This window comes from Vibrio renipiscarius, from assembly GCF_000827885.1.
GTDB lineage: Bacteria > Pseudomonadota > Gammaproteobacteria > Enterobacterales > Vibrionaceae > Vibrio > Vibrio renipiscarius.
On record NZ_JTKH01000007.1, the window covers coordinates 1 to 22,069 of the forward strand.

General features: G+C 45.5%; 21 protein-coding genes, 2 tRNA genes and 1 rRNA gene. 15 read left to right on the forward strand and 9 right to left on the reverse strand.

Features of this window, described 5'->3' with window-relative positions:
• From rrf to OJ16_RS07175, 3 genes are all read left to right on the forward strand, one after another.
• Positions 1 to 93: ribosomal RNA gene (gene rrf / locus OJ16_RS19600) — 5S ribosomal RNA — on the forward strand; the annotation flags it as partial.
• A 70-nt stretch (positions 94 to 163) separates the two neighbouring features.
• A tRNA-Asp gene (locus tag OJ16_RS07170) sits at positions 164 to 240 on the forward strand.
• 60 nt (positions 241 to 300) lie between these two features.
• Positions 301 to 377: transfer RNA gene (locus OJ16_RS07175), tRNA-Trp, on the forward strand.
• Between the two features lie 1,072 nt (positions 378 to 1,449).
• Here OJ16_RS07175 and OJ16_RS07180 read toward each other — a convergent pair.
• The 4 genes from OJ16_RS07180 to hemC are packed head-to-tail and all read right to left on the reverse strand — an operon-like array spanning position 1,450 to position 5,526.
• Positions 1,450 to 2,628, reverse strand: coding sequence for a heme biosynthesis protein HemY (locus OJ16_RS07180; RefSeq protein WP_040988934.1), 1,179 nt, complete (start codon positions 2,626 to 2,628; stop codon positions 1,450 to 1,452).
• Positions 2,628 to 3,836 carry a uroporphyrinogen-III C-methyltransferase gene (locus tag OJ16_RS07185; RefSeq protein ID WP_040988936.1) on the reverse strand — a complete coding sequence of 403 codons (1,209 nt, stop codon included), beginning with the start codon at positions 3,834 to 3,836 and terminating at the stop codon, positions 2,628 to 2,630. Before OJ16_RS07185 ends, OJ16_RS07180 begins: the two co-directional genes overlap by 1 nt.
• Positions 3,826 to 4,581 (reverse strand): uroporphyrinogen-III synthase, encoded by a 756-nt coding sequence (locus OJ16_RS07190; RefSeq protein ID WP_040988937.1) that lies wholly within the window; start codon positions 4,579 to 4,581, stop codon positions 3,826 to 3,828. Before OJ16_RS07190 ends, OJ16_RS07185 begins: the two co-directional genes overlap by 11 nt.
• 6 nt (positions 4,582 to 4,587) lie before the next feature.
• Positions 4,588 to 5,526 carry a hydroxymethylbilane synthase gene (gene hemC / locus OJ16_RS07195; protein ID WP_040988939.1) on the reverse strand — a complete coding sequence of 313 codons (939 nt, stop codon included), beginning with the start codon at positions 5,524 to 5,526 and terminating at the stop codon, positions 4,588 to 4,590.
• Positions 5,527 to 5,873: 347 nt separating this feature from the next.
• Between hemC and OJ16_RS07200 the strand changes: the two genes are divergently transcribed.
• Positions 5,874 to 8,402: a class I adenylate cyclase gene (locus OJ16_RS07200; protein ID WP_040988941.1), complete on the forward strand. Its 2,529-nt coding sequence runs from the start codon at positions 5,874 to 5,876 to the stop codon at positions 8,400 to 8,402.
• Between the two features lie 78 nt (positions 8,403 to 8,480).
• Here OJ16_RS07200 and cyaY read toward each other — a convergent pair whose 3' ends face one another.
• Positions 8,481 to 8,795, reverse strand: coding sequence for an iron donor protein CyaY (gene cyaY / locus OJ16_RS07205; protein WP_040988943.1), 315 nt, complete (start codon positions 8,793 to 8,795; stop codon positions 8,481 to 8,483).
• A 75-nt stretch (positions 8,796 to 8,870) separates the two neighbouring features.
• Here cyaY and lptM point away from each other — a divergent pair, with 75 nt between their 5' ends.
• The 6 genes from lptM to yigB are packed head-to-tail and all read left to right on the forward strand — an operon-like array spanning position 8,871 to position 13,513.
• On the forward strand, positions 8,871 to 8,993 hold the full coding sequence (lptM, locus tag OJ16_RS20285) for an LPS translocon maturation chaperone LptM (protein ID WP_408063502.1): 123 nt from the start codon (positions 8,871 to 8,873) through the stop codon (positions 8,991 to 8,993).
• 55 nt (positions 8,994 to 9,048) lie between these two features.
• Entirely contained in the window at positions 9,049 to 10,302 is a 1,254-nt protein-coding gene (gene lysA / locus OJ16_RS07210) for a diaminopimelate decarboxylase (protein WP_040988945.1), read from the forward strand.
• A gap of 10 nt (positions 10,303 to 10,312) precedes the next feature.
• Entirely contained in the window at positions 10,313 to 11,143 is an 831-nt protein-coding gene (gene dapF, locus OJ16_RS07215; RefSeq protein ID WP_040988947.1) for a diaminopimelate epimerase, read from the forward strand.
• Positions 11,144 to 11,157: 14 nt separating this feature from the next.
• Positions 11,158 to 11,862, forward strand: coding sequence for a DUF484 family protein (locus OJ16_RS07220; RefSeq protein ID WP_040988949.1), 705 nt, complete (start codon positions 11,158 to 11,160; stop codon positions 11,860 to 11,862).
• Positions 11,834 to 12,754: a tyrosine recombinase XerC gene (gene xerC, locus OJ16_RS07225; RefSeq protein WP_040988950.1), complete on the forward strand. Its 921-nt coding sequence runs from the start codon at positions 11,834 to 11,836 to the stop codon at positions 12,752 to 12,754. The genes OJ16_RS07220 and xerC overlap by 29 nt, the downstream gene beginning before the upstream one ends.
• A 45-nt stretch (positions 12,755 to 12,799) precedes the next feature.
• Positions 12,800 to 13,513, forward strand: coding sequence for a 5-amino-6-(5-phospho-D-ribitylamino)uracil phosphatase YigB (gene yigB / locus OJ16_RS07230; protein WP_040988951.1), 714 nt, complete (start codon positions 12,800 to 12,802; stop codon positions 13,511 to 13,513).
• Positions 13,514 to 13,546: 33 nt separating this feature from the next.
• Here the strand turns inward: yigB and OJ16_RS07235 are convergent, their stop codons facing one another.
• From OJ16_RS07235 to OJ16_RS07250, 4 genes are all read right to left on the reverse strand, one after another.
• Complete coding sequence (locus OJ16_RS07235) at positions 13,547 to 14,185, reverse strand: tRNA-uridine aminocarboxypropyltransferase (RefSeq protein WP_040988953.1); 639 nt, start codon at positions 14,183 to 14,185, stop codon at positions 13,547 to 13,549.
• Positions 14,185 to 15,750: a COG3650 family protein gene (locus OJ16_RS07240; protein WP_040988955.1), complete on the reverse strand. Its 1,566-nt coding sequence runs from the start codon at positions 15,748 to 15,750 to the stop codon at positions 14,185 to 14,187. Before OJ16_RS07240 ends, OJ16_RS07235 begins: the two co-directional genes overlap by 1 nt.
• Before the next feature lie 197 nt (positions 15,751 to 15,947).
• Complete coding sequence (locus tag OJ16_RS07245; RefSeq protein WP_040988957.1) at positions 15,948 to 16,775, reverse strand: Cof-type HAD-IIB family hydrolase; 828 nt, start codon at positions 16,773 to 16,775, stop codon at positions 15,948 to 15,950.
• Between the two features lie 130 nt (positions 16,776 to 16,905).
• Positions 16,906 to 17,895 carry an alpha/beta fold hydrolase gene (locus OJ16_RS07250; protein ID WP_040988958.1) on the reverse strand — a complete coding sequence of 330 codons (990 nt, stop codon included), beginning with the start codon at positions 17,893 to 17,895 and terminating at the stop codon, positions 16,906 to 16,908.
• Positions 17,896 to 17,978: 83 nt separating this feature from the next.
• On the opposite strand from OJ16_RS07250, the gene rhtB reads away from it, so the two are divergent.
• From rhtB to arsJ, 5 genes are all read left to right on the forward strand, one after another.
• Positions 17,979 to 18,596 carry a homoserine/homoserine lactone efflux protein gene (rhtB, locus tag OJ16_RS07255; RefSeq protein ID WP_040988960.1) on the forward strand — a complete coding sequence of 206 codons (618 nt, stop codon included), beginning with the start codon at positions 17,979 to 17,981 and terminating at the stop codon, positions 18,594 to 18,596.
• A gap of 301 nt (positions 18,597 to 18,897) precedes the next feature.
• Entirely contained in the window at positions 18,898 to 19,239 is a 342-nt protein-coding gene (locus tag OJ16_RS07260; RefSeq protein ID WP_006713603.1) for a metalloregulator ArsR/SmtB family transcription factor, read from the forward strand.
• A 20-nt stretch (positions 19,240 to 19,259) separates the two neighbouring features.
• Positions 19,260 to 20,261, forward strand: coding sequence for an ArsJ-associated glyceraldehyde-3-phosphate dehydrogenase (locus OJ16_RS07265; protein WP_040988965.1), 1,002 nt, complete (start codon positions 19,260 to 19,262; stop codon positions 20,259 to 20,261).
• 6 nt (positions 20,262 to 20,267) lie between these two features.
• On the forward strand, positions 20,268 to 20,783 hold the full coding sequence (locus OJ16_RS07270; RefSeq protein ID WP_040988967.1) for a cyclin-dependent kinase inhibitor 3 family protein: 516 nt from the start codon (positions 20,268 to 20,270) through the stop codon (positions 20,781 to 20,783).
• Positions 20,784 to 20,849: 66 nt separating this feature from the next.
• Positions 20,850 to 22,067: an organoarsenical effux MFS transporter ArsJ gene (gene arsJ, locus OJ16_RS07275; RefSeq protein WP_040988969.1), complete on the forward strand. Its 1,218-nt coding sequence runs from the start codon at positions 20,850 to 20,852 to the stop codon at positions 22,065 to 22,067.
• Positions 22,068 to 22,069: the final 2 nt, after the last annotated feature.

Consider the following 22,069-nt stretch of genomic DNA (forward strand, 5'->3'; position numbering starts at 1 on the left):
CCCACCTGATTCCATGCCGAACTCAGAAGTGAAACGCAATAGCGCCGATGGTAGTGTGGGGTTTCCCCATGTGAGAGTAGGACATCGCCAGGCTTTAAATTTCGTTTTTAGATAGACCATCTAGAAACAAAATGGACGCTTACTACGGTAAGTTTGCCACTGCGGAGTGGTAGTTCAGTTGGTTAGAATACCGGCCTGTCACGCCGGGGGTCGCGGGTTCGAGTCCCGTCCACTCCGCCACTTATTCAAGAGCCTCGCTTCAAGCGAGGTTTTTTTGAATCTAGCGTATGCTAGATATTTAGGGGTGTAGCTCCAATTGGCAGAGCAGCGGATTCCAAATCCGCGTGTTGGGAGTTCGAATCTCTCCACCCCTGCCATATACTAAGCCTCAGCAGAAATGCTGGGGCTTTTTTACGTCTGTAATAACGGCATTGGCTCCAATTGGTAGAGCAGCGGATTCCCCGAATATCGAATAGCGCATGTCGGGCGTTCGAATCTCTTCATCCTTGCCATATACTAAGCCTCAGCAGAAATGCTGGGGCTTTTTTACGTCTGTAATAACGGCATTGGCTCCAATTGGTAGAGCAGCGGATTCCCCGAATATCGAATAGCGCATGTCGGGCGTTCGAATCTCTTCATCCTTGCCATATACTAAGCCTCAGCAGAAATGCTGGGGCTTTTTTACGTCTGTAATAACTGCCTCAGCTCCATTGGCTGAGCAGTGGATTCCCCGAATATCAAATAGCGCGTGTTGGGAGTTCGAATCTCTCCACCCCTGCCATATATTAAGCCTCAGCAGAAATGCTGGGGCTTTTTTACGTCTGTAATAACTGCCTCAGCTCCATTGGCTGAGCAGCGGATTCCCCGAATATCAAATAGCGCGTGTTGGGAGTTCGAATCTCTCCACCCCTGCCATATACTAAGCCTCAGCAGAAATGCTGGGGCTTTTTTACGTCTGTAATAACTGCCTCAGCTCCATTGGCTGAGCATCGGATTCCCCGAATATCAAATAGCGCGTGTTGAGAGTTCGAATCTCTCCACCCCTGCCATATATTAAGCGTCAGCAGAAATGCTGGGGCTTTTTTACATCGGTGGTAACTCGCTGAAATAGATAGTGTTAGAGGGTGAGGGGGAGCAACGCGTGGAATGGTATGGCTGTGGATATCACTTTTAATAAGGCATTCACACGATGAGGATTTGAGAGAAAAATGGCGTGTCCTCGGTTTTTCTTGAAGCCCTTCTAATCTTTCCTTAAGAAATAACTAAATCTATTTGCTTGCTCTCGTTCGATCGACGTTAAGGTTATTTGTATCAAAGTCACTGATCGTGTCTTTATTGGCATTGAAGCTTGGCAAAGTAGCAGTTTAGAGGCGAACCTTGTGTTGGATATAAAAAAACCGGCCTTTTGGTCGGTTTTAAGAGTGTGGTTAGAGAAGAAGTAAATTATGGCTACTTGCCGACTAATGTCAGTGCTTTCTTTGATACTTCATGTGCGGCTTTATTTAAATTTTGCTTCTCTAGTGTGTCTGCCAAATATGCATAGTCAGAAACATTCGAACGAACAGCGAGTGCTTTTTCAAAGTGTTGCTGGGCTTCTGGCCACTTCTGATTACGTAGCTGGAATTGAGCCAGTGCACTATGCGCTTCGGCATTATTGCCATCTTTACGTAGTACGTCCTCTAAGAAAACGATGGCTGGGTGGTTATCTGCTAGGTTCATTTGCGGAAGTAATTTATACAAATCTGCGGCAGGATGTTTTTTCAGTGTTTCTTTTACGACAGTAAAAGCGTGTTCATCCGCTTTTCGTTTGATCAACTGAGTAGAAAAACATTCAACAAGGTGTAAATCAGTCTTCAATTTACGAGAAAGACTGTTCCAGTGCTGGATTAGACCTTCACTTCCTTTTTGCTCTGCAATTTCTGTCAATAAACCGCATTCTGCTCGCAGCTCAAGCTGTTGCTGTTCATCTTTAGTAATGAGCTTTGCTTTTGCTAATTTTGGCTGGAGATCTAACAGTGGCTGCCAAAGTTTTAGTTCAAGGTAGACGTTATTAAGCAGCTTCAGTACGACAGCATTATTAGGGTAGTCAACGCTTAAAGACGATAGTGTTGTTGAAGCATCATCAAACATCCCCTCGCGCACTTGCTGCTTTGCACGAGTCAACTCAACAGCTAAGCGGGAATCTTTTTGTTCTAATGCTAGGTTAAGGTAATGGTCACGCTTTTTGTCATCAGACATGCCTTGTGCCGCTTCAGAAGCGACGAGATAGCAGAGTAGTGGCATATCATGATGATTCGCCCAGCGGGTCACTTTTTTCTCAGCCGTTTTAAAATCCCCTTCCAGTAGGCTGATGATTCCTTCATTCGTTAGACGACGAGAACGACGCATTTTTCGTACGCTAAAGTAATTCCATGTTGCTGAACTGGCATAGAACATCTTTTTAATTAAATACTCGAGGCCAAATAATGCAGCGAGAGTTGCGATGATGAAAATGAGGAGTGTCGTTACGCTCATTTCGAGTGTGGTATTCGCAATGGAAATTAACACATAACCCTGTTGCCCTGAATATTGGCTACCGACATAAAGCCCAGCGCCAAGGACAATAAAAAGAAAGATGAGTCTAAACATTATTTACCCTCCGTTCCTAATATTGTTACCTCACGTCTTAAACGGTCACGAATGACATCTGACAATGTTTGTTGAGTCGCCAGTTTTATTGGATAGTCGACCTGAACATTTTGTTGGTTGAGTTCAGTAAGGGCCTTATCGAATTCTTTCACTGCATTGCTATCGGCATCGAAGAACGATTGCGTCCATTGTTCCGCAATATCAAGTGCGCCGGTGTAGACCTCTTGTTGCTCAAGATAAACTGCTTTGATGGCGGTTTCTAACTTGGCTTTCATATTCTCTTTGAGATAGAAATGCTGTTGCGGCGAAAGCAGCGGGATAATATTGCCGTCACGTGAGCGGAAGGTAATAAAGTTTTCTGAGAAATCTTTAAGCGAGGTTTTTAAGTTATCTTGCCAATCGTTGATATCTTGTGAGACTTCTTGTGTTTGCTCTTGTACTTCTTCAGGCAGAATTGCATTCGCAAGCGGTAGGTTGTCGACTTGTTGTTGTAGAGCCGTTAGTCGTAGAACTAAGCCGTCGCGATCAATAATTGGAATCGTTTTTAGGGTAGTAATGTCTTGTGCCATCAGTTTGCGTAATGGTACAAGGCTAGGATCGTTGAGTGAGGCAATACGTTGATCGGCACTTTCCATTAATAATGTCGCGGTTTCAGCGTCGTGTTCTAAAAATAATTTGCGCCCCGCTAATTTAACGAGATAGTCCGCTTCAGCCAATAGCCAATCATTAGGGCGTCGACCTTTTACATCAGAAATTGCCAGTTGCAGGCTTTCAATGCTTTTTTGCTGCTGCGCTAAAATCGTTTCTGCATGATGGGTGACTTCCGTCGCTTTTTTTATTGTCGCTTGCTCTGTGGCAGCAAGATCACTACTGAGTGATGATTGTGTTTGTTCAAGCTGAGTACGAAGAGCGTCGATTTGCGCTTGATATAGCGCGTCTTTTTTCTGTAAGTGGTAGGTCAGGCCACCACCAAATACGATGGAAAGAACAATGGCAACGATACCGAGTTTTACGCCTCGTTTACCTTGTTTCTCTTCAAATTTTGTCGCTGTTTCTTGAACCGGTTGCGCCGATTTTGGAGTTTCGATGGTTTCTTTCGCGTTTTTATTCGATACGCTGGAAGCATCTTTATTCTGCGGTTCGTCAGTGTTCACTGCGGTATTTTTCTCTGATTCAACGTTATCGTTGTTGTTTTTTTTATTTGTCATTGTTCTCGTCCTGTTTGTTTGGCCAGAGAGTTGCCAATAAATCTTGGTTTGAAGCACTGCCTGTATTGACGACAGAATGGAATCCAAATCGTCGCGCTTCATGTGCTATCCGTGCGCTTGGTACGAAGAGCGTTAACTGTTGTAACCAGCTTTGGTATTGAGGTGCGATTTGTTGAATGAAAAAATCAAGCTGCCCCGAGCTAGTAATGACCAATTGCTTTACGTGCTTATCTTGCCAGAATGGCACGGTTAATTCTGAGCGAAAAGCGAGGTTTTCTCGTTTATACACTTCACAATATCCAACCCGAGCTTTTCGTCCTACGAGGGTGTCAAAGATGAGCTCTCTGCCCCCATTTCCGCGCAAGATTAAAATTTGTTGTCCTGCGACATCGCTCAGTTGCGTCATTCGGAGTAAATGTTCACTATCACTTACCTCTGGATAGTGTACGTTTTGTTGCGTGACTCTGCCTAGATAGTGTGCAGTTTTTTGACCAACGGCAAGGTAAGTCTTTGATTGAGGCCATTTGTCTTGGGTTTGAGATAGGATTTTGTTGGCGAATATTACCGCGTGCTGACTGACGGCAATGATAATGTCAGCGTTGAGGATTTGCTCAGGTAAGCGGGAAAGTTGTTCCCCGCTTTGAATGGTGATCAGAGGATGATGAAGCGCTTCAATGCCATGTAAATGCAGCAGTTGGCAAAGCGCTTCCCCTTGTTCACCGGGCCGAGTGACCAAGACTGTCATTGGTGTTTACTCGTGCTCTGCGTAAAGCCTAGTTAGGATATCTCTAGCGCCGTCATTGAGGAGTTGGTTGGCAAGAGTGATACCTAATTCTTCTGCTTGAACTCGTGGTCCTTTAATTTCACCACGAATAATTTGAGAACCATCTGGTTCACCAACCAGTGCTCTTAACCAGATCTCGTCACCATCGAGCAGAGAATAGCTGCCAATCGGTACTTGGCAACCGCCTTCTAAAGTCAGATTCATCGCACGTTCGCATAAGACGCGATCTGCCGTGTCTTTGTGGTTAAGTGGGGCAAGAAGTTTGATTAGGCGTTCATCGTCTAAGCGACACTCAATGCCAACCGCACCTTGACCGACAGCTGGTAATGATTCTTCAGCTTCCATAAAACTACGAATACGCTCTTCAAGCTTTAAGCGTTTTAGGCCTGCAGCCGCTAAAACGATCGCATCGTATTCGCCCGCATCCAATTTGCCTAAGCGAGTGCCTACGTTTCCACGCAGATCCTTAATGATAATGTCTGGGCGACGTTCTTTTATTTGGCATTGGCGGCGTAAGCTACAAGTGCCGATTACGGCGCCTTGAGGCAGTTCATCAATCGAGTTGTAGGTATTGGAGACAAAGGCGTCTCGCGGATCTTCACGCTCACAAATCGTCACCAGGCCTAGGCCTTCAGGAAAATCAACGGGTACGTCTTTCATCGAGTGAACAGCAAGATCGGCGCGACCTTCTAACATCGCGACTTCTAACTCTTTTACGAACAGACCTTTACCACCCACTTTCGCTAATGGAGTGTCGAGAATCACATCCCCTTTAGTGACCATCGTGACTAACTCTACTTCTAAGCCTGGATGAGCGGCTTGCAGTGCATCTCTAACAAAGTAAGCCTGCCATAAGGCTAGTGGGCTTTTACGTGTCGCAATTCGGATTGGGGATGTGTGTGTCATGATCGCCTACGATAATTTAAAGGTGAATACCCTTATCGTACCACTGTGTCGGGGAAAAAATTACTTTGGATTGCAAGTGAGGAGGAATTCTCGTTTCGGTAGCATATTATTACCAAAATAGTGTGATGATTATCCCGTTTATAGGCTAGGCTGTTATTAGAAAAAGCGGTTAGAGACCAAACTAGGCGTTGAGAAAATAGCGACAGTTGAGCAGCAAAACAATGTAGATTCGATCGTACAAATCTTTACCAATTCAAATAAAAATGATAGATTGATCACGTTTTGTTGGTGCTTTAGGTTGATAATTAATCAGAGCATCGAATAGGAAATCATTCAAGGAATAACCCTTGCAGGCTTACACTGAGAAGTTGATCCAAAGATTAAATACCCTAAACCGGCAGCGAATTGATCGCGCGCTGGCGCTTATGGATTTGCAAGCTCAGCGAGTCTTCCATCTTATTCCTGCCCTTCTGCACTATAATCACCCTGTTTTTCCTGGCTATTATGACGCGCAAGTCCCTTTTGGTATTCACGGTTTTGAGCTGAATTCAGAACAACGCCAGTTTGTCGAAGATACCGAGCTCACGATTGGGCAGTCGCTCACTTCGCGAGAAACTCCCGCCATTTTAGCGTTATACACGATGGGTAGTACGTCCTCCATTGGGCAAAGTACATCCAGTGATCTTGATATTTGGGTGTGCGTGTCACCTTTGATGCCGCATGATGAGCGCGAAAGCCTCAATGCCAAATGCTTGTTGATTACCGACTGGGCGCAAAGCCAAGGTGTAGAAGCCAACTTCTTCATCATGGATGCCGACCGTTTTAAATCAAATCGCTCAGAAGAAATGACCGGTGATAACTGTGGTTCATCGCAGCACATGTTATTACTCGATGAGTTTTATCGCAGCGCAGTACGCTTAGCAGGTCAACATCTATTATGGCAGATCGTTCCGCCTGAAATGGAAGAGTGCTACGACGAATACGTTGAACGTTTGTGCCAAGAGGGTGCAATTGATTGTGCTGACTGGATTGATTTTGGTCAGTTGAACCGGATTCCAGCGGAAGAATACTTCGGCTCCAATCTATGGCAACTGTATAAGAGTATCGACTCACCTTATAAATCCGTATTAAAGGCCATTCTATTAGAAGCGTATTCGTGGGAGTACCCAAATACTCAACTACTTAGTTTAGATACCAAGCGTCGTTTTTTTGCCGATGAACCCGATCTCTACGGGATGGATACTTATTATCTGATGCTTGAGAAAGTAACTCGTTACTTAGAGCGCATTGGAGATAGCACTCGTCTGGATTTAGTTCGTCGCTGCTTTTATCTCAAAACGCATGAAAAATTGTCACGAGAGCCTGGTGTTGGTTCCGTAGCTTGGCGTCGTGAGGCAATGAACGAGATGGTGAAGCAATGGGAGTGGCCGCAGTCAACGATTGTTGAACTAGACGATCGCCGCCATTGGAAAGTTGAGCAGGTCAAAGTGGTGCATCATGCTTTGCTTGATGCGTTGATGCTCAGCTATCGAAACTTGATTCAATTTGCTCGTCGCAATGACATTACGTCGGCGATTAGCCCGCAAGACATCAGTATCCTAGCGCGTAAGTTATACGCAGCTTTTGAAGTACTTCCAGGCAAAGTAACCTTACTTAACCCTCAAATATCGCCTGACTTGCATGAAGCTGATTTGACGTTTATTGAGGTACCTAAAGGCCGTACAAACCAATCGGGCTGGTATCTATATAAACAACCATTACAGCCGATTCGCATTTTGGGTCAGCCACACCTTGAGCACAACGAGTACTTGAGCAAATTGGTCGCTTGGGCATTCTTTAATGGTCTCATCACTGAGTCGACGCGTTTAAACTCGGTGATTCGTGATGCGCATTTGGATATCGATAAGTTCTACCAAATGGTCAGTGATCTGCGTAATACCTTTTCACTTCGCAAGCGTCGCCCAACCATGCAAGCATTGGCAAGCCCATGTGAGATAAGCCAGCTGGCGATGTTCATTAACTTTGAAGATGATCCAACGGCGGATTTGAGCGGTAAATCGCTTAAAGTCGATCTCAAAAATATTGATGTATTCAGTTATGGCCCAGAACAAAAATGTTTAGTGGGTAGTGTTGATTTGGTTTATCGCAACTCTTGGCATGAAGTGCGTACTTTGCATTTTCAAGGTGAGACGGCGATGCTGGACGCCTTGAAAACCGTATTGGGTAAAATGCACCAAGATGCTTTACCGCCGGAATCAGTGGATGTCTTTTGTTACAGCAAAAACCTTCGTGGTGTGATGCGTAATATGGTGTATCAGCTATTAGCTGAATGCATTGACCTACGCCTTAAACCGGTTGAGCAAGAAAAGCGTCGTCGCTTCAAAGCGCTTCGCATTGGTCAGCAGATGCACGGTTTGTTCTTCGAACGACGCGGTGTATCGGTGCAAATGTTAGAAAATTCTGTCGATTTCTATCGCAGCATTTCGACTAACAAGCTGAAAGGCTCACCATTGTTAATGCTTGATCAAGAGCAAGACTACCAATTGCCTGAGATTGTGGATAATTTTGCCAGTGAAGGTCTTGTGCAGTTCTTCTTCGAAGATGACGAACAAGGCTTTAATATCTACGTATTGGATGAATCAAATCGCGTTGAAGTGTATCACCAGTTTAATGGTGAGAAAGATGAGATGATTGCTAACGTTAATAGCTTCTACACTTCTGTTCGAGATGAGAATGAGGTGAAGTCGAAGTTAATTAACTTCAATCTTCCGCAGTACTATCAGATTGTGCACAGTAAGGAAGAAGCGTCTTACATTGTGCCTTATCGGAATGATGGCGCAGCTTATGTAAAACCGATACGCGCAATGAATGCTTAATGAATGTTAAGAGCACCTTTTGGTGCTCTTTCTTTTTTTACCGACAAGTGGCGCTGCGTGCTCTTGATGCAGGAAGCTTTATACCCATTCAATCTCTTCGTCGGCGTGTTTTTCACACTCTTGCTTCACCATGTTGATCAATTCAACACCTGTCTTCGAGCAGATCCACTGCTGCCCTACATAAGCAAAATGAAAGCCGCCTGAGCGAGAGGCTAACCAGATTTCTTTCATCGGTTCTTGGCGATTAATAATGATTTGACTGCGATTCTCAAACTCGAGAGTCATCACATTTCCTGAGGTTTCAAAATCGATATCGGCACCAGAATCATCGATCATTTCTTCGATGATTTGCATTTGCTTGTCCGCAAGTTGATGAAATTCTGTCTCGTTCATCTTGTCTATCCTATTGCTTTTCTTGAGTGTGGTGCGATTATAGGGGGCATTGGAATAATAATCACGATTAGCCCTATGAAAAAATCAATCTTAGCTCTGTTTCTACTATCCATGTTGGGTTTGGTAGGATGTGGTCAAACAGGACCGTTATACATGCCAAGTGACGCTCCGCAGAATGAGCAGTCTCAAGAAAATTAATATCGACAAGTAATGTCGGTCAGTCGACAAAAAAATCTTAGAAGGGAAAGCAATTTTGGATTACTTCAATTATCAGGATGATGGTCAACTTTGGGCCGAAGATGTGCCTTTATCTGATTTAGCAGAGCAATTTGGCACACCACTTTACGTTTATTCACGTGCGACGCTAGAGCGACACTGGCATGCTTTTGATAAAGCGGTAGGTGAGCACCCACATTTGGTGTGCTTTGCGGTTAAAGCGAACTCGAATATTGGCGTGCTGAATACTTTGGCTCGTTTAGGTTCTGGTTTTGATATCGTCTCCGGTGGTGAGCTTGAGCGAGTCATTGCTGCCGGTGGTGAAGCAAGTAAAGTTGTTTTTTCTGGTTTGGGTAAGACTGAAGCTGAAATGAAACGCGCGTTAGAGTTGGGTATCAAGTGTTTTAACGTTGAATCTGAGCCTGAGCTGGAACGCTTAAATAAAGTGGCAGCAGACCTTGGTGTTAAAGCCCCGGTATCACTACGAATTAATCCCGATGTTGACGCGCAGACGCACCCTTATATTTCGACTGGTTTACGTGAAAACAAATTTGGTATCGCGTTTGATCGTGCGCCAGTAGTGTATGAACTGGCAACGCAACTGACCAACCTTGATGTAAAAGGCATTGATTGCCATATTGGTTCTCAGTTGACCGATATTACCCCTTTTATTGATGCGACCGATCGTCTATTAACTCTGATTGATGATCTGAAAAGCAAAGGCATTAACATACGTCACTTAGATGTCGGTGGCGGCCTTGGCGTGGTTTACCGTGATGAGCTTCCTCCTCAACCATCCGATTATGCCAAAGCGCTATTAGCGCGTTTAGAGAATCACCGCGATCTTGAATTAATATTTGAGCCTGGGCGTGCGATTTGTGCGAACGCAGGTGTGTTGCTGACCAAAGTTGAATTTCTAAAGCATACTGAACACAAAAACTTCGCGATTGTGGATGCTGCGATGAATGACTTAATGCGCCCTGCGCTTTATCAAGCTTGGCAAGATATCGTACCGGTAAATCCACGCAATACAGAAGCGACCGAGTATGATGTTGTGGGGGCAATTTGTGAAACCAGTGACTTCTTAGGTAAAGATCGCTCATTAGCATTAGAACCTAATGATCTTTTAGCGGTGCGTTCTGCAGGTGCTTATGGTTTTGTCATGTCGTCAAACTACAACACACGTACTCGCGCGGCTGAAGTCATGGTCGATGGTAACCAAGCCCACCTTGTTCGCCAGCGTGAAGAACTCACGAGTCTGTGGGCACTAGAGAGTGTATTACCGGAGTAACAGAGACTGTATGCATTTCCATTTTTCTAAAATGCATGGTTTGGGTAATGATTTCATGGTTGTGGATTGCATTACTCAAAACATCTTTTTTTCACCTGATTTGATCCGTCGTTTGGCGGATCGCTACACAGGTGTTGGCTTTGACCAACTTTTGGTGGTTGAAGCGCCTTACGATCCTGAAACGGATTTTCATTACCGAATTTTCAATGCCGATGGCAGTGAAGTCGAACAATGTGGTAATGGTGCTCGATGCTTTGCTCGCTTTGCTCGCATGAAAGGGCTGACGAATAAATACAGCATTAGTGTGAGTACCAAAAAAGGCAAAATGATCCTCATGATCGAAGAGGATGATCAGGTTACCGTTAATATGGGTGAGCCTGAATTTGAGCCAAACAAAATTCCATTTAAAGCCAAGCAAATGGAAAAAACCTACATTATACGTACAGAAAATCACACACTATTTTGTGGTACGGTGAGCTTAGGCAACCCGCACGTTGTGACGGTTGTGGATGATGTAGATACGGCTGAAGTTGAAACACTTGGCCCACTATTAGAATCTCATGAACGCTTCCCAGAACGTGTTAATGCTGGCTTTATGCAGGTCTTGAACCGTAACGAAGTGAAGTTGCGCGTTTATGAGCGTGGTACCGGAGAAACTCAAGCTTGTGGCAGTGGCGCTTGTGCTGCGGTTGCGGTAGGGGTCTCACAAGGTTTACTTGATGAACATGTTACGGTTTATTTACCGGGCGGCTCTCTTAGCATTCGCTGGAAGGGCGTCGGGCACCCACTTTACATGACGGGTCCCGCTAGCCATGTTTATGATGGCCAGATTAACTGTTAATTAAGGATCGTTTTGTGTCTCAAATTGAAGCAGATGCACTCACTGCAGAAGTCGTCGCAGAGTATCTGCGTGATCATCCCGATTTTTTCGTAGGCCGTCGTGAGTTGGTCGATCGCCTTGCTATTCAACAGCAAGAGCAAGGCGCGGTTTCTTTGGTTCATATCCAACTCAACCGTCAGCGTCAGCGCATTGAAGAGTTAGAAGAAGAAATTACGACCTTGATGTCGCTGGCAGCCAACAATGACAGAACGTTTCACGAGTTTATGGATCTGCAAGAGCAACTATTAAAATGTGAAACCGTGTCTGATGCGATAGTCGCGGTCGAGAATAAAGCGAAATCACTCGACTTAATTGCCTATGTGCGATTATTTGAGTCGTCAGTTTCGCGCAATCTGCTGCTACAAGAGCATTACCAACGCTTTGCAACCAATAACCTTAATGGTAAATCCGCGTATTTAGGCCGCATGCGTAAAGCCGACCGAGAATTGCTCTTTGGTGAGAATACATCGTCACCAGAGCTGGGTTCTTATGTTGTGCTACCTTTAATTAAACGGAAAACTCAAGGATTGATCGCGTTTTCCAGTGAAGATGGCGGCCACTTCCAACCCCATATGGATACTTTGTTTTTACGCCATTTAGCCTCCGTTCTCTCTCATGTGATCGTGACGCTACCTTGGCAATTGGACAGCAATGAGCGAATCAGTACAACCTCTGCCTAATAGTCTGCAAAAGCCCTTAGAGCGTTTCTATGAATATTTACGAAGCGAAAAAGGGCTTAGTCTCCATACTCAACGCAATTACAAACAACAGTTGGAAACCATGGCTCAGCATTTGCGCAGCATGGGAGTCAATGATTGGACGCAAGTCGATGCCGCTTGGGTGCGTCAATTAGCCAGTAAAGGCATGCGAGAAGGCATGAAGGCCAGCAGCTTAGCTACTCGACTTTCTTGTTTACGCAGTTTCTTTGATTTTCTTTTGTTACGTGGAGTGCTATCGGCTAACCCTGCAAAAGGGGTTTCCGCCCCGAAGAAAAAACGCCCTTTGCCTAAAAACCTGGATGTTGATGAAGTTGGGCAATTGCTCGATGTGACGGATGACGATCCGCTTTCGATTCGTGATCGCGCAATGATGGAATTGATGTACGGTGCCGGTCTGCGTTTGGCTGAAATGGTCAGTATCAATCTTAAAGATGTCAGCTTATTTAGCGGTGAGTTGCGAGTGATTGGTAAAGGCGATAAAGAGCGTAAGGTTCCCTTTTCCGGCATGGCGAAAGAGTGGGTGAAAAGATGGTTAAAAGTGCGTTCAAGTTTAGCCAATAGCGATGAAAATGCGTTGTTTGTGTCTAAACTTGGTGGACGTATTTCTCACCGTAATGTTCAGAAACGCATGGCGGAATGGGGGCAAAAGCAATCAGTGGCGAGCCATATTAGCCCGCATAAATTGCGCCACTCATTTGCAACGCATATGTTGGAATCGAGCAATAACCTTCGAGCGGTACAAGAGCTGCTTGGGCATGAAAATATATCCACGACGCAAATCTACACCCACCTTGATTTTCAACATTTGGCGGAAGTGTATGACCAGGCTCATCCTAGAGCGAGAAAGAAATAATTCGATTTCAAACAATGGATTTGATAGCAGCAAGAAGGTGACAAGATGAAATATTACCGTTCACGACAGCCCATCAAAGCGATGAGCTTTGATCTTGATGACACGTTATATGATAACCGTCCGGTGATCAGAAAGATGACTCAGCAAGTGAATCAATGGTTTCATCTTCATCACCCGATTTCAGCGACGCGTTCAAGCCGCTGGTGGTTGGATTTGAAAACGTCATTAGCAGAACAAGATCCCGGTCTAAACAGCGATCTGACTTTGTGGCGTCATCGAACGACCGAGCAAGGGTTGATCGCTTTGGGCTACTCATTGGCGCAAGCTCAACAAGCGGCGGATGATTTACTGAAAGTGACCTTGGCGCACCGCAGCGATTTCGTGGTGCCGGACGAAACACACCGCGTAATGGCGTTATTGGCTAAAACGAGACCGCTGGTGGCGATAACCAATGGTAATGTCGACTTAGATCGAATTGGGTTAAGTCAGTATTTTTGTTTGGTATTGAAAGGTGGGCGTGATGGCAATGCAAAGCCTCATGCTGACATGTTTGTTAAAGCACATCAGCATCTCGCGCTTGAGCCGCACCATATCTTACATGTCGGAGATCATCTTCATACCGATGTCGCCGGAGCGAAACGCAATGGTTTTCAAGCTTGCTGGTATAACGATCAAGGTATATTGCTCACACACGCTCGCGATGCCCGTGTCCTTCCTGATATTGAAATTGATCGATTAGCGGCATTGTTAGAACTTTAAAGGCCATCACGTTTGGAGTGATGGCCTGTTCGCTTACTGTTTGAGAGCATGGCCGCTTTTGTCGGCTTTAAAGGCGCGCATATAGTATTGGAAAAAATCATCCAGTTGCTGAGCTTGCGGTTCTAATCCGAGTTCCGCCACTATGCAGCTTCCTACTTCAAGGGTACATAGGTGTCCTTGCTGCTGGTTACGACGCAATTGATAGGTCGATTGTTGTTGTGGCGTTAAATGCACGCTTGGAAGAGCCTGTAGCCATGGGCTCTTTTGCAGCATTTTCTTTGCTTCTTGCCAAGTCCCATCGAGAACAATAAATAACGGTTTTTTTCCATTTTTCTGTGTGGCTGCAGTGGCGTCACTTAGTGCGATACTGTCTTCATTCGGAAAGAGCAAGTAAGCACAATAAGCGGGGTTTTCGATTAAGTCGATCAGAGTGGGGCAAGGCTGCTTACGCTGCCAGATATGCTGACTCGTCGAAGCAATGGTTTTTAATAACCACTGACCGGTATTCGTTTCACGTGCTAATTCATTTTCATGCATCAGTAACGCGATGTGCGCGGGTATATCAAATGTGGGTTGTTGCAGGCAAACACATTGGTGATGTAACCCACAGCCTGAACAAGCGGTTTTCTCTGTGGTGCGCTGATCGGTCGGTGAAGTGAATGACGATGTCATTACATCTGTACCCCTTGTTGGTGTGGCGTTAAGCCATCGCTAAAGAGTTGAACTTGGCTTATATCATTCAGTCCTGCGACGGGCGCAATGCTTGGATTCATCGGATAGCTAATCCCATCGTAACGGAGGACATGTTGATTCGGCTCTGCGCCACCGCCACGGACAAAGAGCACCAGATCACGCCAGCCGTGCTGTGTTTTGTGTCCGACATTGAGTGGCGTATTGACCAAGGTGACTCGGCTATTGAATCGCCATTGTTTTTGGTGGTCCTCAAAAATCAATAAGGTACAGCCACCTGAACCACACCAATCCAATTGCGCTAAAAGTTCAGGCTGTCCATCACCATTTAAATCATAGGTTAGCCAGCGATAGCGTGTATTACTCGGATCGGTGTTATGCATGGTGAAATAATCCCGTAATGCGCGATCGACCTTAGGATTAAATTGAGCAGAGGAAGCGACCGCCAGTGGTTCTTTTAGTGCTGGTTGTCGTACCTGTTGTACCGAATGGTCAATGGCCGTGGCATCGGTTTGTTGTTTTGATTTAAATAAGACCAGTCCGCCATCTGCGATAGGGTAAATGATATTCCCCACCTTTTCTTTTCCAGCATGAAGCTGATAACCATTTCGATTAAAAATACGTTCAGAAAGTAACGGCTGCTGCTGGTGGTGTGTCATCACGACTTGCAGTTGGTCATGATTTAGTTGTTGCCAATAGCCTCGCTCAACGGAGTCCCCACTACCATCTTGGTACTGGTAAGTCGTGGTTGCGGCATGGTCGGGATGTAAATCCAGTCTGACGCTGAAGGTGCTATTTTTGGTCGAAGCGGCTTGATAAATACCCACCCAATCTTTTGTTGCGTCATCGTTAGAGAGCGTAGCGCAGCCTTCATAGCGTTTATTGTCTATTTGTAGGCTCGCACTCCAACCATAAAGCGTATCGCTCATGGTGTCAGAGCAACTGCGTAGGTTGAGCTCAAGCTGCCCTTGATCAAAATCGTAGCGACGTCGATTTGGTTCGATTCGTGAGGAATTGATCGTCAAATTTTGCTTTTGGCCTCCCATAGGCTGAAAGCTCAAATAGCTCGAGGTGAAATCGAGTGACCAAGACGGCTCATTACCAAAGGCTCGGGTATTCTGGGCCGCGCGTTGGCATCGTTGCGGGTTTTCGGCCGTCAGCAAGTTCACTTTATCAACCACAAAACGAGCGCTGTAGTCAGCATCAAATCCATCACTGCCAGACGTTTCTAAGTGACCAATCATTTCGCCATACATCGGTTGATAAGGCGTATTGATAAGCTTCATGCTTTGTTGAAATTTATCATTATCCAGTGATAACCAATACTGCTGTTCGCTACCACAAGGTTGAATAGAGCTGACTTCATGCCCAAGAATGACCTCACCTCGCATAATAAAAGATTGAGGTTTGATGGAGCTTGGTTGGTCCAAACTGGCGTTGGATGCGTGGCTCTTAGTGGGGTCTAGCTCTGGGCTAGCATTAAACATTGAGCAAGCTTGCAGTGCCATCAGACTGGCGATTGCCGCTGGGGTTCTCAGCGCCTTCATGTATCTCTTCCTTATGCGAACGGTCATCAAAGCTATTATGTCTGGTTATTGAAAGTGGAACCAGACCTCTTGCTTATAGACAGCGAACCTGCGCGAAAAGTTGCCCAAAACTGGAAAGGAATAAATGATCAGAAAAAATGGCGGCAATAAACATAAAAAAGGCAGCCAAAGCTGCCTTCTCATCACGAATAAGCGACTTAAAACAAATGTTCACGCAAGTAATGCGCAACCGCATCATCAGCGTTACTACCAATCACGTCATTATTTGGCAGTGCTTGCTTAACGCGTGGGTGTGAGGTTTCCATTACCAAGCCTTTTCCTGCCATTTGCAGCATTTCGACATCATTCATGCCGTCACCAAAAGCGATACAGTTGTCGAGTTTTAAGCCCATCGATTCCGCAACCGCTTCAAGTGCTTCCCCTTTGGATACGTCAGCGGCCATCACCTCTAAACACCAAGGTGTTGAGAAAGCAATGTTAAGAGCATCACCGAATTTGCTATTCAGCTTTTCTTCAAACGTGACCAGATAATCATGGTCTTGCTTTGGATGAGTGAAGAATAGTTTTGCCACGCCTTCCGTTGGTGGATTTTGAATATCAAATAACGTGTAAGTAAAACCAGAATCTTTGTGGTACTCACGCAGCATTTCATCATCGCGATTCAACATCCAATCTTCATCACGGTAGATATGAATGAAGATCTCAGGATCCACACTGATCGTTTCGATCACGGATGGAATTAAGTCAGCAGGGACATTGTTGCTGTACATTAATTGATCTTGTTGATCGTGCACGCGCGCGCCATTGGCGGTGATCATATACGCCGGAATACCCACTTGCTCACGGATACTCGCCACGTCGACATGGTGACGACCAGTTGCAAAGATGAAGGTGTAACCTTTGTCGTGCAGATCTTTCAACGTTTGTTTTGAGAAGTCACTTAGCTGGTGGTTTGGCGCAAGAAGAGTGCCATCAAGATCAGATGCAACTATTTGAAAAGGAGTGTCTTTGCGTGTGGTGGTCATATTGTCCTCATTGAACTACCGCAGCAATACGAAGATTCGCATTGCGATAAAGCACAGTCTACTTGAATTTAGACCGGAAAAAGAGGGTAAAAAAGTATCACGCATTTTCCTTATTTAACCTGCGATGAGATCAATGTTGAGCGAAAAAATCTAAGGTGGTTTGTAACGTTTGATTTCGGTATTCATCACGTTCAAACAATAACTCGTGACGTGCATGATGAATAATTTTCAGTGCACATTGAGAATTGGTGTTGGCCAACTTTTTGATAAAACGAATTTGTGCTGAGTTTGACACGACGCGGTCATCACCCGCTTGCAACAATAGATAAGGCCGTTTTATTTGGCGCGTGAGCAGCAAGCATTGCTTGCATGCCATCATACCTTGCCACACCCAACGTGTACTTGCGCCACCCACTTGAAGTTGCGGCTTTTCGTCGTATAGTTTTCTGAACCATTGGTAGCGAATTTGGCTTTGGCTCAGTAAGTTGCCATCAAAAGGTTTCGAGTAATAAGGTGCTTGTCCAGGGGCGTAGCTCGGCTGGCTGTGCAGAGCCGTCAGTAATTGGCTTAGTACCATCGCAATCGGTTTTAAATACCATTTGATGTTCATTCCAAACATAGGCGCGGTGGCGGCGATGGCATCGAATGGCTGATCTTGATGGGTTTGTACGTAACGAGTCATTACGTTACCGCCCATTGAATGGCCGAGGAGGTAACGTTTGTCATAACGGCTTAAATTGAAATGCTTCACCATCAGCGCTAAGTCATCAACGTAATCATCAAACTCTTCCACATAGCCGATATCAGAATGAGCGATTAAGCGCTCAGATAACCCTTGCCCCCGATGATCGTAAGAATAAATATCGTAGCCTTGCTGAAAGAGGTCAAAAAACAACTCCTGATATTTATCGCTACACTCAATACGGCCATTGACGACAACAATCGCTTTAGAATGCTTGGGCGAGGTGAGAGAAATCCAATAAAGTTGTCGTTTATCTCGGGTCTTTATAAAGCCTTCTTCGCGCTCGCGCCATTGCTCAGCAACTTCATTATTGATTGCTTGCTCAAAATTAGACTCTTGAGTATAAGGAGACTGAATGATTACGCTCTCTGTCGTCATGTTCTGTTGGCCCTAACATCTTGGGGTGGTGCAACGAGTTTAAATTATGTGCGGCTAAATACGTTTAGTCGAGAGGAAATAGCATGGAATTGCATGTTTGGTTCGCTTATGTCGTTACGGCGATCGTTTTCAGTCTTGCGCCTGGTTCGGGCACCGTTAACTCAATCAGCAATGGCATTAGTTATGGCACACGCCGATCTTTAGGGGCGATTGTTGGCCTACAAATTGGATTGGCTTTCCATATTGTCTTGGTTGGCGCTGGTATTGGTGCTCTGGTTGCGCAGTCAGCGATGGCTTTCACCGTCATTAAATGGGTTGGTGCGGGCTATCTCGTGTGGTTAGGGATTCAAAAATGGCGTGATACAAATAGCCTATCTACGCACAATAGTGATGAACACTTAAGTGGTTGGCTGCTGATGCGCAATGCGGTGTTCATTAATCTAACCAATCCTAAATCAATTGTTTTTTTGGTGGCGCTGTTTCCACAGTTTATTGACCCATCAAAACCGCAACTGGTGCAATTTCTTATCCTTGGTGCCACGACGGTGGTGATCGATGCCATTGTGATGTTGGGGTACACCACATTAGCCTCTCAAATGGGCCGCTTTATCCGTTCCGATCGTGTGATGGGTAAAATTAATAAAGTGTTTGGTTCGATGTTTGTCGGCTGCGGCGCTCTATTGGCGATGGCCAAAAGCTAAAAGATTCGCCCAATTTCTGAGGGCTTACTTTTTATTCGCAGTTTTTTATGAGCAGTCGCGTACCGTGGCTTCTGCTCATTCTTTCAATCTTATCGACGCCTTTCTACCGACCCTTCCCTCGCTTATTTTTCTTTATCATCAGCGCTTCAACCTTGATTCAATGAACCCATCTCAGAGTGCTGGTGGTTACTTTCCTGATTGCGCTATTTATGAACTTTTTGTGACATCGAATTTTTTCCACTTGATCTTCCCGATTAAATAGATAAAGATATACGCATATCCATATATGAGTATATTAATTATGTTGCCACATCAGTTTTTCAAACTACTTGCCGATGAAACCCGCGTACGTTGCTTAATGCTAATCATGCGTGAGGAGTGCTTGTGTGTTGGTGACTTAACTCAAGCGCTCAATGAAAGCCAACCGAAAATTTCTCGTCATCTTGCTCAGCTAAGATCGGCCGGTATTTTGGTGGATGTGCGCCAAGGGCAATGGGTGTTTTATCGTCGTTCGTCATCTTTACCAGGATGGATGAATAAATTGATTGACGATCTTGTTGCGTCAAATTGTTTAAAGACAGAGTACCAGCAAGACATAGATAGACTTAACGCGATTCAGGCTCGTCCTGTTTGCTGCCAATAAACGTAGAAAGAGACTCGATTATGACTATTAAAGTAGGTATTAACGGATTCGGCCGTATTGGCCGCCTTGCACTTCGCGCTGCATTCGATTGGCCAGAGCTGGAGTTTGTTTTGGTAAACGATGTTGCGGGTGATTGCCATACTCTGGCGCATTTACTTGAGTTCGATTCAGTTCAAGGTCGATGGGATCACGAGGTTACTGCGGAAGGCGATGAGATGTTGATTGCTGGTCAGCGCATCAAAACCACACGTGAGAAAGAGATTGATGCGGTGGATTGGTCTGGCTGTGATGTGGTGATTGAAGCGACCGGTAAGCATCGTAAAACTGAGCTACTAAATAAATATTTGGCACAAGGCGTTAAGCGCGTGGTGGTGTCGGCTCCTGTTAAAGAAGAAGGCGTGGCAAACATTGTGGTTGGCGTAAATGACGCTATCTTTAACCCAGACGTTCATCGCATTGTGACCGCGGCTTCATGCACTACAAACTGCATCGCGCCCATTGTAAAAGTGATTCAAGAAAAAATCGGCATTGAGCAATCGGCCTTTACGACGATTCATGATTTGACCAACACGCAAACTATTTTGGATGCACCGCATAAAGATCTGCGCCGCGCTCGCGCTTGTGGCATGAGCTTGATTCCGACCACGACAGGATCGGCCACCGCGATTGTGGAAATTTTTCCAGAGCTTGAAGGCAAGATCAATGGTCACGCGGTGCGTGTACCACTAGCCAATGCCTCATTGACGGACATTATCTTTGATGTACAGCGTGATACGACGGTAGAAGAAGTCAACGCATTACTGAAAGAAGCGTCGCAAGGTGAGCTAAAAGGTATTTTAGGTTTTGAAGAGCGCCCATTGGTATCGATTGATTACAAAGGTGATCCTCGCTCAACCATCGTTGATGCTCTGTCAACGATGATGGTAGGTAAGCGCATGGTGAAAATTTATGCGTGGTATGACAATGAAATGGGTTACGCCACTCGCACAGCCGAGTTGGTTCGTACTGTTGGTTTAGCATAAGGAAAAATAACAATGACAGATTCAATTTTAGCTCATCCAACATGGCAACTAGATGTTGCTGAAGGCGCATTGATCTTAACGCCTTGCCCGGGTACTAAAGATGCTTCGCTATATGAGAGCTTAGAGCAGCTTAAAGAGCAGGGCGTTGAAGCGATTGTGACGGCTTTGGATTATAAAGAACTGGCAGAGAAAAACGTTTCACAGCTTGGCTCTTTGACTCAAGAGTTGGGCATGCAATGGTTTCAAATTGAAATCGAAGACGATTGTGCTCCAGATGGTAACTTCATGACCAAATGGCAAGCGGCTTCTCCGACACTGCAAGAGATCGTGGATAAAGGCGGTAAAGTGGCGATGCACTGCATGGGTGGTTCTGGCCGTACAGGATTACTTGCTGCGCACCTATTGCTTGAGCGTGATTGGGCATTAGATGAGATCGTTTCACAAGTTCAGGCTTTACGTCCTGGTGCGTTTACCAAACCAGTGCAAATTGCGTATATCGAGCAGGTTGCTCAAGGCGAATAACAGTTTGTAGAGCTTTTGGATCATGGGTGTCCAAAAGCTCTTTTTACTGAATAAACAAGGTGGGTTATGTTTGCCAATCTAAGTAAAAGTGTTCGCCAATATATGTTGGTGACGTTTAACTACTGGAATTTCACCGTCACGGATGGCGCCCTTCGAATGCTGGTGGTGCTCTATTTCCACGATTTAGGCTACAGCACGCTAGAGATCGCTTCGTTATTTCTTTTCTACGAATTTTTCGGCGTAGTGACCAACCTTATTGGTGGCTGGTTAGGGGCAAGGTTGGGGTTGAATAAAACCATGAACCTTGGCCTAGGGATGCAGATTGCAGCGCTAGTGATGTTAGCGGTGCCGAGTGCCTGGTTAACGATTCCGTGGGTAATGTTTGCTCAGGCAATGTCGGGGATAGCGAAAGACCTCAACAAAATGAGTGCGAAAAGTTCTATCAAGACGTTAGTGCCTGACGATCAGCAAGGCGCGCTGTATAAATGGATCGCCATCCTAACTGGATCGAAGAATGCGCTAAAAGGTGTCGGTTTCTTTATTGGTGGTTTATTGCTATCGCTGGTGGGCTTTAAGGCCGCAGTACTGATCATGGCAGCCGTTTTGACGCTGGTATTGATTGGCAGCTTACTGGGTCTTGAAAGCGATTTGGGCAAGGCGAAAGTAAAACCTAAGTTCCGTCAGATTTTTTCTAAGTCGGAGCCGGTCAACATTCTGTCGGCTGCGCGCATGTTCTTGTTTGGTGCGCGTGACGTATGGTTTGTGATTGCTCTGCCGATTTACTTGGGTACTGTCTTTGGTTGGCCGCACCTTTGGGTCGGGGGTTTTCTCGCGCTATGGGTTATTGCCTATGGGTTTGTGCAAGGCTTAGCGCCTAAGATTACGGGTAAAGCGCAAGGGCGAGTGCCTGATGGCAGTGCGGCCTTTGCGTGGGCGGCGTTACTGTCGGTCATTACGGCCGTAATCGCTTATGCTGTGCAAATTGGTTGGCAGCCACAACTCGTGATTGTGGTGGGTCTGATGATTTTTGGCGCGGTGTTCGCCGTAAACTCATCGTTGCATTCTTATCTGATCGTGAGCTATGCAAAAGGCGATGGTGTGTCATTGGATGTAGGCTTCTATTATATGGCCAATGCGATGGGGCGCTTAATTGGTACCGTCCTTTCTGGATGGGTCTTCCAAATGGCAGGCTTGTCAGCGTGTCTTTGGGTTTCTTTTGCCTTCTTAGCGATCACCACTGTGATTTCAATAAAGCTACCTAAGCTTAATCCTGCTTCAGCATAATC